The 9729-nt window shown below is 62.2% G+C and carries 9 protein-coding genes; 4 read left to right on the top strand and 5 right to left on the bottom strand.

The annotated features are described in order from the left end of the window. The 4 genes from EN884_RS13440 to EN884_RS13425 all read right to left on the bottom strand — a co-directional run. A partial coding sequence (locus EN884_RS13440) for a cytochrome c (RefSeq protein WP_164895000.1) occupies positions 1 to 656 on the bottom strand: 656 nt, incomplete at its 3' end. A 9-nt stretch (positions 657 to 665) separates the two neighbouring features. Beyond that, positions 666 to 1106: a cytochrome c gene (locus tag EN884_RS13435; RefSeq protein WP_013532666.1), complete on the bottom strand. Its 441-nt coding sequence runs from the start codon at positions 1104 to 1106 to the stop codon at positions 666 to 668. A 156-nt stretch (positions 1107 to 1262) separates the two neighbouring features. After that, complete coding sequence (locus tag EN884_RS13430) at positions 1263 to 1862, bottom strand: superoxide dismutase (RefSeq protein WP_013532667.1); 600 nt, start codon at positions 1860 to 1862, stop codon at positions 1263 to 1265. A 106-nt stretch (positions 1863 to 1968) separates the two neighbouring features. Continuing rightward, a complete protein-coding gene (locus tag EN884_RS13425; protein WP_024505546.1) occupies positions 1969 to 2847 on the bottom strand; it encodes a branched-chain amino acid aminotransferase in 879 nt (292 codons plus the stop codon). A gap of 157 nt (positions 2848 to 3004) precedes the next feature. On the opposite strand from EN884_RS13425, the gene EN884_RS13420 reads away from it, so the two are divergent. Beyond that, the gene (locus tag EN884_RS13420; protein WP_013532669.1) at positions 3005 to 3667 is read left to right on the top strand and encodes a haloacid dehalogenase type II; all 663 of its coding nucleotides are present in this window, start codon (positions 3005 to 3007) and stop codon (positions 3665 to 3667) included. Between the two features lie 170 nt (positions 3668 to 3837). Further along, on the top strand, positions 3838 to 4662 hold the full coding sequence (locus EN884_RS13415; RefSeq protein ID WP_013532670.1) for a L,D-transpeptidase: 825 nt from the start codon (positions 3838 to 3840) through the stop codon (positions 4660 to 4662). A gap of 32 nt (positions 4663 to 4694) precedes the next feature. Here EN884_RS13415 and EN884_RS13410 read toward each other — a convergent pair whose 3' ends face one another. Continuing rightward, the gene (locus tag EN884_RS13410; protein WP_013532671.1) at positions 4695 to 6242 is read right to left on the bottom strand and encodes a helicase HerA-like C-terminal domain-containing protein; all 1548 of its coding nucleotides are present in this window, start codon (positions 6240 to 6242) and stop codon (positions 4695 to 4697) included. A 329-nt stretch (positions 6243 to 6571) separates the two neighbouring features. On the opposite strand from EN884_RS13410, the gene EN884_RS13405 reads away from it, so the two are divergent. Together EN884_RS13405 and scpA are read left to right on the top strand one after the other, a co-directional pair. After that, positions 6572 to 8014 carry a methylmalonyl-CoA mutase subunit beta gene (locus EN884_RS13405; RefSeq protein WP_013532672.1) on the top strand — a complete coding sequence of 481 codons (1443 nt, stop codon included), beginning with the start codon at positions 6572 to 6574 and terminating at the stop codon, positions 8012 to 8014. After that, a partial coding sequence (gene scpA / locus EN884_RS13400) for a methylmalonyl-CoA mutase (RefSeq protein WP_128360577.1) occupies positions 8011 to 9729 on the top strand: 1719 nt, incomplete at its 3' end. The genes EN884_RS13405 and scpA, both read left to right, overlap by 4 nt.

Raw genomic sequence — 9729 nt, 5'->3', positions numbered from 1 at the left:
CCTGCGAGGTCGCGCGGCGTGTGGCATTCGCCGCAATGACCCGGCCCCTCGACCAGATAGCGGCCGGCCATGACCGGATCGGGCGTGGCAGCGGGAAATGGAACGACAGGCTGGTCGCTAAGATAGAGCAATTTCCACAGGCCGATGCCGCGACGAATGTTGAAGGGAAAACCGAGCGAATTTGCAGGCGCCTTGCCGGCGACGGCCGGCAGCGTCTTGAGGAAGGCATAGAGATCGCCAATGTCGACCGGATTCATGCGCGCGTAGGACGCATAGGGAAACGCCGGATAGAAGTGTCGGCCCGAAGGCGACACGCCCTTCAGCATGGCATTGGCGAGGTCCTCGACCGACCATGCGCCGATGCCGTCCTTGGCGTCTTGCGAAATGTTGGGCGGCACGAAGGTTCCGAACGGCGTCTTGAGCTCGAGACCGCCCGCGAGTTGAAGCCGCGCATCGCCCTGTGAGCCCGGCTTTGCATGGCAGGATGTACAACCGCCGGCAAAAAAAATGCGCTTGCCCCTGGCTGCGTCGCCAGGACCGAGCTTGGCCAGGGTCTCCCTGTCGAGCCTCACCGGCGCCGACCCGACCCACCCGGCAACCGCGCCGACGCCGCCGAGGATGACGATGGCGCCGACGAGTTTCTTTAGCCAGGGCATCGCCCGCTATCAGCCTTTTTTCACCCGGTAGGTCTGGTGGCAGGTGCCGCAATCGGAGCCGATGGCGCCGAATTGCGCCTTCAACGCATCGACGTCGGCAGGAGCGGCAGCGGCCGCTGCCTTGACGTCGGCGACATATTTGGCGTTGGTGGCCTTGAAGCCGGCCATGTCTTCCCAGATCTTCGGCGACGCAGTGGTATCGCCGCCTGTGTCGCTGCCCGCCGGAAACAGCGCGTCGACGTCGACTTTCTCGGCATTCGCATGCAGCGCCTGCAGCGCCGTCAGCACCGCGGCGGCATCAAACGGCTCCTCGCCCTTGACCACTTTCGACAGGCCGCCGACGATCTTTCCACGTTCCTTCATCAGTGCCTGCCGGTCGAGGATCGGGTCGGCAAAGGCCGCCGAAGCCGCGAGTGCGAGCATAGAGATGGCGATAACAAGCTTTCTCATTCAATTGGCTCCATGATGAAGGCATTTCGGGACAGGACGTCAACGGATGTTACAGAGGGAAAATTCCCTTCCCCCTGATGATTTTTGCCGGACCTTTGCTCTTGCGGGACGCAGAAAAGAAAAGCCCCGGGTGATACCGGGGCTTCTGGAAATCGATCACTTCGCCTTTTCGTACAATTCCAGGACATGGTCCCAGTTGATCAGGCTGTCGACGAACGCCTCGAGATATTTCGGCCGGGCGTTGCGGTAGTCGATGTAGTAGGAGTGCTCCCAGACATCGACGCCGAGGATCGGCGACGCGCCATGGACGAGCGGGTTTTCGCCGTTCGGTGTCTTGGAGATCGCCAGCTTGCCATCCTTGACCGAGACCCAGGCCCAGCCGGAGCCGAACTGTGTCGTGCCAGCGGCAATGAAGTCGGCCTTGAACTTGTCGTAGCCGCCGAGATCGCTATCGACTGCCTTCTGCAAGGCGCCCGGCAGCTTGTTGCCGCCGCCGCCTTTCTTCATCCACTTCCAGAAATGGATGTGGTTGTAATGCTGGGCGGCATTGTTGAAGAGGCCGGCATTCTTGCCGAACGACTGCTTGACCACCTCTTCGACCGACAGATCGCCCAAGCCGGCCTCGGCGGCGAGTTTGTTGCCGTTATCGACATACGCCTTGTGGTGCTTGTCGTGGTGATATTCCAGCGTCTCTTTCGACATGTAAGGCTGCAAGGCCTCATAGTCGTAAGGCAGAGCGGGCAATTCAAAGGCCATGGATAGTACTCCCTCGTGGAAAAATCCGGTGTCGATACCGGAGTAAGATAGGTCTGGAATGGGTTGGGACAACTCCGGATGAAGCGTCGATCGCCTTTTTATCCGCTCAAACAGCAGAAGTCGAATGCGCCCAATCCCAATAGAGTTCGCGCGCTTTTTTGGCCACCGGCCCGGGTTGCAGATTGCGATCCTCGATGCGCGTGATCGGCACCACCTTGGAATGGTTCCCGGTCGAAAAAATTTCGTCTGCTTCGAGGAAATCGCGCACCGACAGCGTCTTTTCCGTGGTCCTGAAGCCATATTCGCCGAGCAGCGCTATCGTGCGCGAGCGGGTGATGCCGGATAGGAAGGTGCCGTTCGGCGCAGGCGTAAAGACGTGGCCATCCTTGACCAGGAAGATGTTCGAGGTTCCGGTCTCGGCGACGTTGCCCAGCATATCGAGCACCATTGCGTTGTCGAAGCCGCGCATCTTGGCTTCGAGAATGGCCCTACCGTTGTTGGGGTAAAGGCAGCCGGCCTTGGCGTTGGTCGGCATGGTTTCAATGGTCGGACGCCGGAACGGCGACACGGTCACCGAAAAGCCAGTCGCCGGAATCATCGGTGATTCATAGAGGCAAAGGCAAAAGCGCGTCGAGGCGGGATCGGCCGGCACGCCCATATAGCCGCCATGCTCGGCCCAGTACATCGGCCTGATATAGACCGCCGTCTTGCCGTCGAACTTCTTCAACCCATCCCATGTCAGCCCGACGATCTTGTCGGCGCTCATGTTCGGCTTCAGGCCGAGCGCAATCGCCGAGGAATTCACCCTGGCTGCGTGGAAGTCGAGATCCGGCGCCACGCCTTCGAACCAGCGGCCGCCGTCAAAAACGCTGGTGCCGAGCCACATGGCGTGGCTGCGCGGCCCCAGAATGGCGACGTTGCCTTCGTGCCAATCACCATCGACGAAAGTCCATGTCGTGGATTGCGCCGCAGCCGCCAGTGTCATCATCTCGTCCCGTCTCAATCGGTCTCGTGTGACAGCCATTGGAAGATGCTTTGGCGGGCGCCGTCAACCGGCATCATGGAGTTTTGTTGAGGCCAGTGCCGGGGCGCAATGCAATCAAAGCTTGCACCTTGTCGCGCCTGCCCTCAAAACTGCTGTCATGCAATACGCCGCCTATGTCTTCGACGCCTATGGCACGCTGTTCGACGTGCATGCCGCCGTACGCCGTCATGCCGACCGGATCGGGCCGGACGGCCAATTGCTGTCCGAGATCTGGCGCGCCAAACAGCTCGAATATTCCTGGGTGCGCACGCTGATGGGCGCCTATGCCGATTTCTGGCAACTGACCGAACAGGCGCTCGATTTCGCCTTGCGCAAGGTTCCCTCGGCCGACCCCGGTCTCAAGGCGATATTGCTGGATGCCTATTGGCGGCTCGATTGCTATCCGGAAGTGCCGGCCGTGCTCAAGGCGCTCAAGGCTTCGGGAGCGAGGCTGGCGATCCTGTCCAACGGCTCGCCCGAAATGCTGCAGGCGGCGGTCAAATCCGCCGCGCTCGACCAGGTTCTGGACGATATCTATTCCGTCGATACGGTGCGGCGCTTCAAGACCGATCCCGCGGTCTACGACATGGTCGCCACCGGCCGGCGCCTCTACCCCGGCGCGGTTTCCTTCCAGTCGTCCAATCGCTGGGACATTGCAGGCGCCACCAAATTCGGCTTTCGCACGGTGTGGATCAACCGCTCCAACCAGCCCGAAGAATACCGGGACTTCCCACCGGCCCTGATCCTGCCGTCGCTCGAAGCCCTTGTGCCCGGCAGCTAAGAGACCTGTGTCTCTGGCGCCACAGTAGCAGCCTGGTCACAGCTTCGCCTTTCTTTGCCCACGTTCGGGCCAGAATCGGAACCGCCTATCGCCCCAGGTGTTGTCAGGCACCCGCGTAACTGTCGGCGAATTCACGCTTTGTTGCGATTTGAGACTTAAAGAAGGCAACCATGTCCATAACCGAAATCGAATCTTTTCGCCTGAGCCGTCGCGGCTTTCTCAATGCCGCAGCCCTGGGCGCCGCTTCGATCGCGGTTTCCGCATGCGCCACCACCGGGCCGGGTCCGGTCGAGCCGCCGCCACCAACCTATGTCGAGCCGCCTCTGGCGGACTATGTGACGATGTATGCAGCAGTCAGCGACGGCGGCTTCGATTTGCCGGCCATCCCAGTCGACAAGATCGATCCGCAATTCCTGCGTCAGATCGTTCCCGACCCGACGGGACAGAAGCCGGGAACCATAGTCGTCGATACGACCGGCCACTTCCTTTATCTGGTTCGTCCAGGCGGTCAGGCGATACGCTACGGTGTCGGCCTTGGCCGCGCCGGCTTCGAATGGTCCGGCGACGCCGTCGTTCAGTGGAAGCAGAAATGGCCAAAATGGACGCCGCCGGACGAAATGATAGCCCGCCAGCCGGAACTGAAACCCTACAGCGCCGACAATGGCGGCATGCCCGGCGGCCTGAAGAATCCGCTCGGTGCACGCGCGCTCTATCTGTTCCAGGGCAATGTCGACACGCTCTACCGTCTGCACGGCTCGCCGGAGTGGCGCTCGATCGGCAAGTCGGTGTCGTCAGGCTGCGTGCGTCTGATGAACCAGGACATTATCGACCTCTATGATCGCGTGCCCTCGAAGACGCCGGTCATCGTGACCAGCGACGCCAGCCAACCCATGGTGGCGACGGCCAACCGACAGGCGATCCCGATCGATGCCGGCGTGCCGGACGGTTCGGTGCTGCTTGGACCGGTCAAGGCGATCACGAATTCGATTTTCTGAGCTGACTAGGCAGCGGCGCCCGCTGCCTCCAGTCACCGCCCGCGCGACAAGCTCCCCAGAATGCCGCGCACGATTGCCCGACCGACCGAGGAGCCGACCGAGCGCACCACCGACTTGATCGCCGCCTCTGCGACCGTCTGGCGGTTGGACGGGCGCGGTGCAGATGTGCGCCTGCCACCGGATTGCGGCGCGGGATCGTCATTGCCGAAGCCCGGAATGGTCCAGCGCGAGCCGCCGCTGCCGGCCTGCTGGGCCTGCTCTTCGGCATCCTGCGCGTCCTTGGCCTTTTTCTGCAGCATTTCGAAAGCCGATTCGCGATCGACGGCCTGATCGTACTGGCCGGCGACCGGGCTTTCCTGGATCAGCTTTTGCCGCTCAGCGGCCGTTATGGGCCCAAGCCGCGAGGATGGCGGGCGGATCAGTGTCCGCTGCACCATGGACGGAACACCCTTGGCTTCCAACGTCGAGACCAGCGCCTCGCCAGTGGCAAGCTGTGTAATGGCGGTCATGCAGTCGAAATCGGGATTTGGCCGGAACGTTTCGGCCGCCGTCCGGACTGCCTGCTGCTCGCGCGGTGTATAGGCGCGCAGCGCGTGCTGGACGCGATTGCCGAGCTGGGCCAGGACTTTTTCAGGGATATCCAAAGGGTTCTGGGTGACGAAATAGACGCCGACGCCTTTCGAGCGGATCAGTCGGACGACCTGTTCGACGCGATCGATGAGCACCTTGGGTGCTTCGTCGAACAGAAGATGGGCCTCGTCGAAGAAGAACACCAGCTTCGGCTTGTCGGGGTCGCCGACTTCCGGCAGCACCTCGAACAGCTCCGACATCAGCCATAGCAGGAAGGTCGCGTAGAGCCGCGGATTCATCATCAGCTTGTCGGCGGCAAGCACGCTGATGGCGCCGCGTCCGTCGCGGGTGGTGCGCATGATATCGGCGATACGCAGTGCCGGTTCGCCGAAGAAGTTTGCGGCCCCCTGCTGTTCGAGGACCAGCAGCGTGCGCTGGATAGCCCCGACCGATGGCTTCGTCACGTTGCCATAGCGCGAGCCGATCTCGTCGGCGCGCTCGGCGATGTTGGCGAGCAGCGCCTGCAGATCCTTCATGTCGAGCAGCAGCAAGCCTTCCTCGTCCGCCAGGCGGAAGGCGATGTTCATGATGCCTTCCTGCGCCTCGGTCAGGTTCATCAGGCGCGACAGCAACAACGGCCCCATTTCCGAGACCGTGGCGCGGATCGGATGACCCTGCTCGCCGAACAAGTCCCAGAAGATAACGGGAAATTCCTGGAAGTCATACGGATCGAGCTTGACCTGTTCGGCCCGCTTGACGAGGAAATCCTGTGCCGTGCCCATCATCGCGATGCCCGACAGATCACCCTTGATGTCCGCGCAGAACACCGGCACGCCGGCGTTGGAAAATCCTTCGGCCAGGATCTGCAAGGTGACGGTCTTGCCGGTGCCGGTGGCGCCGGTCACCAGGCCGTGACGATTCCCATATCGCAGCAACAACTGCTCGGCACGCTGATAGCTGTCGTCGGGCTTTCGGCTGGCGCCGATGAAAATACTGGTCTCGTCAGCCATATGTCCGGTCTCCGCAAACTGATGTGTCTAAAGCCAGTGGCCTTGCCGCAGGTATAGTGAGGCCATTGCACAGCGACAATGCCATTCGTCCAAATCGGGGCCATTCGTCCAAATCCGGGCCATTCGCCCAAATCGGCCCCATTCGTTCAGATCGGGTTTTTGGAGCTTGCGGATTTTGCCGCTGTTTGGCAATCGTCGTCCACGCGGACTGACCTATATCTGATGGATCGAATCCGGTCTCTGAAAGCGCATTGCATTGCGATATCGGACCGGGGACCGTAGACTGAACCGCTCCCGGCTGGTGCGGCCGCATGAAACGAGGAGGACGGATGGGCGCCGGAGCCTTGATCCAGGACGTGGAACCCGAGAACGCCGAGCGTCAGCGATGGCTCGCCTTGGCGGAAAAGGCATTGGCAGGCGCTTCCTTCGAGGAAAAGCTGGTCTCGCACAGCGATGACAACATCCGTATCGAACCGCTCTACGACCGCAGCACCGCGGCGGAACCGATCGTGCGTACAAACCCGAAATCGCCATGGATCGTCAGCCAGCGCATCGACGATCCGGACATCGACCGTGCCAGAAGCCAAGCGCTGGAGGATGTTGCACAGGGTGCCACGGGATTGTCGCTGGTCTTCGAAGGGGCGCCCAACGCGTTCGGCTACGGCTTGCCGAGAACGGCGGAGGCGCTGGAGGCGGTGCTGGACGGCATACCGCTCAACCGCATCCAGGTTCGCATCGACGCCCATCCCTGGAGCCGCGCCGTGGCCGACTGGCTGGTCGCGTTCCTGAGCAAGCGGCGATCGGACCCGGCAAAGCTCAACCTCTCCTTCGGCATCGATCCAGCGGCGATCTTCGCGGGAACCGGTCGGCTGCGCATGTCGATCGAGGCGCTGCAGGCCTCTATGCCACAGTCGCTGGCGCACTTCTTCGCGATGGGCGTTCCGGGCGTGCTGCTGGAAGCTGACGGGCGCGTGTTCCACAATGCCGGCGCCACGGAAGCGCAGGAACTTGGCATCATGCTGGCTTCGGCTGTCTCCTATCTCAGAATGTTCGAGACGGCGCGGCAGCCGCTTGTCTATGCCGCACCCCATATCGGTTTTGCGCTCAGCGTCGACCAGGACCAGTTGCTGTCGACGGCCAAGATGCGAGCACTGCGCAGGCTATGGGCGCGGGTGCAGGAGGCTTGTTCGATCCCGACATCCACCGCCAATATCCATGCCGAGACGTCGTTTCGCATGATGACGGCGATGGATCCGGAGACCAACATCCTGCGCACCACCATTGCATGCTTTGCCGCGGCGTGCGGCGGCGCCGATTCGATCTCCATCCTGCCGCACACGATCGCGCATGGTCTGCCGGCGGGTTTTGCCCGTCGTGTTGCCCGCAACACGCAGCTGATCATGGCCAATGAAAGCCATATCGATCATGTCACCGATCCCGCCTATGGTTCCGGCGCCGTCGAGGCGTTGACCGCGGAGTTGTGCGAGTTGGCGTGGACGGAATTGCAGACGATCGAAGCCGAGGGCGGTGTCCTGTCCAGCCTTCAGGACGGACGCATCCAGAAGCGCGTCCACGCAGCTGCGGAGCAGCGCAATGCAGCCTACCGCACAGGCCAACGGGCCATCATCGGCACCACGCTCTATCCATCGAAAGACGAACGTCCGGTCGAGACGCTGGCGGCGGAACGGCGGCCGGCCTTCACCGAAGGCGTTGCCGTCTGCGAGGCGCTGTTTCCAGTCCGCATCGACCAATCGATCGGAGCCGGCTCTTGATCCCGGACTTCGGCCAGATCGGCTGGGTCCCGCCACGCCGCGCTCCCGTCGAGGTCAAAGGCCAGCGGACCACGCCGGAAGGGCTCGTCGCCAAGCATCTGTACAATCAAAGCGACCTCAAGGGGTTGCCGCATCTCGACACCTATCCCGGCCTGCCGCCCTTCGTGCGCGGCCCCTACCCGACCATGTATGTCCAGCAGCCCTGGACCATCCGGCAATATGCCGGCTTCTCGACGGCCGAAGAATCCAATGCATTTTACCGACGCAACCTTGCCGCCGGCCAGAAGGGCCTGTCGGTCGCCTTCGATCTCGCCACGCATCGCGGCTATGACAGCGATCATCCGCGCGTTGCCGGCGATGTCGGCATGGCTGGCGTCGCCATCGATTCCATTCTCGACATGCGGCAGCTCTTCGACGGCATTCCGCTCGGCGAGATGACGGTATCGATGACGATGAACGGCGCGGTGCTGCCGATCATGGCGCTCTACATTGTCGCGGCGGAAGAACAGGGCGTTGCGCAGAAAGATCTCGCCGGCACCATTCAGAACGACATTCTGAAAGAGTTCATGGTCCGCAACACCTACATCTATCCGCCGAAACCCTCGATGCGGATCGTGTCGGACATCTTCTCGTACACATCGAAGAACATGCCGAAGTTCAATTCGATATCGATCTCCGGCTATCACATGCAGGAGGCCGGCGCGACGGCCGACCTTGAACTCGCCTATACGATCGCCGATGGCATCGAGTATGCCCGCGCCGGCGTCGCGGCGGGCCTCGACATTGACCGCTTTGCGCCGCGCCTGTCCTTCTTCTGGGCCATCGGCATGAATTTCTTCATGGAAGTCGCCAAGCTGCGGGCCGCGCGCCTGTTGTGGGCGACCCTGATGCAGAAGAATTTTTCGCCCAAGGACGAGCGCTCGTTGTCGCTGCGCACCCATTGCCAGACTTCTGGCTGGTCGCTGACGGCGCAGGATCCCTACAACAACATTGTCCGCACCATGATCGAGGCAATGGCTGCAACGCAGGGCCACACCCAATCGCTGCACACCAATTCCTTCGACGAGGCGATGGCGCTGCCGACCGACCATTCGGCGCGGATCGCCCGCAACACCCAGCTCATCCTGCAAAAGGAATCCGGCACCACGCGCATCATCGACCCGTGGGGCGGTTCGGCCTATCTTGAACGGCTGACGCATGATCTGGCGGCGCGCGCGCTTGCTCATATCGAGGAGGTCGAGGCGCTCGGCGGCATGGCGGCGGCGACCGAACAGGGCATTCCCAAGCTGCGCATCGAGGAAGCTGCCGCGCGCACGCAGGCGCGGATCGATTCCGGCGAGCAGATGCTGGTCGGCGTCAACGCCCATCGGCCCGAGACCGACATCGAGGTCGACGTGCTGAAGATCGACAATGCCGAGGTCAGGGCCCGGCAATTGTCGAAGCTGCAACGGCTGAAGGGCACGCGCGATGTCGCCGCCGTCGAAAGCGCACTCGATGCGCTGACCCGTGCCGCGCAAGGCAATGAAAACCTGCTGGAATTCGCCATCCGAGCCGCGCGCGCCAATGCAACGGTCGGCGAGATTTCATTCGCGTTGGAAAGGGCGTTTGGGCGCCACGTCGCTACGGTGCAGACCATTTCCGGCATCTATCGCAAGGCGCTTGGCGATCATCCCGTGGTCGACGGGCTGCAGGACAAGCTTGACGCCTTCGAGAAG

Source organism: Mesorhizobium sp. M7A.F.Ca.AU.001.01.1.1, from assembly GCF_004022735.1.
Lineage (GTDB): Bacteria > Pseudomonadota > Alphaproteobacteria > Rhizobiales > Rhizobiaceae > Mesorhizobium > Mesorhizobium ciceri.
This window is presented reverse-complemented; position numbering and strand designations above follow the sequence as displayed.

Bases quoted from the DNA above. Each gene is read 5' to 3' on its own strand.
- EN884_RS13415 (WP_013532670.1), top strand. From the start codon at position 3,838: ATGTCCATAACCGAAATCGAATCTTTTCGCCTGAGCCGTCGCGGCTTT.
- EN884_RS13405 (WP_013532672.1), top strand. From the start codon at position 6,572: ATGGGCGCCGGAGCCTTGATCCAGGACGTGGAACCCGAGAACGCCGAG.
- EN884_RS13430 (WP_013532667.1), bottom strand. From the start codon at position 1,862: ATGGCCTTTGAATTGCCCGCTCTGCCTTACGACTATGAGGCCTTGCAG.
- EN884_RS13420 (WP_013532669.1), top strand. From the start codon at position 3,005: ATGCAATACGCCGCCTATGTCTTCGACGCCTATGGCACGCTGTTCGAC.
- EN884_RS13435 (WP_013532666.1), bottom strand. From the start codon at position 1,106: ATGAGAAAGCTTGTTATCGCCATCTCTATGCTCGCACTCGCGGCTTCG.
- EN884_RS13410 (WP_013532671.1), bottom strand. From the start codon at position 6,242: ATGGCTGACGAGACCAGTATTTTCATCGGCGCCAGCCGAAAGCCCGAC.
- EN884_RS13425 (WP_024505546.1), bottom strand. From the start codon at position 2,847: ATGACACTGGCGGCTGCGGCGCAATCCACGACATGGACTTTCGTCGAT.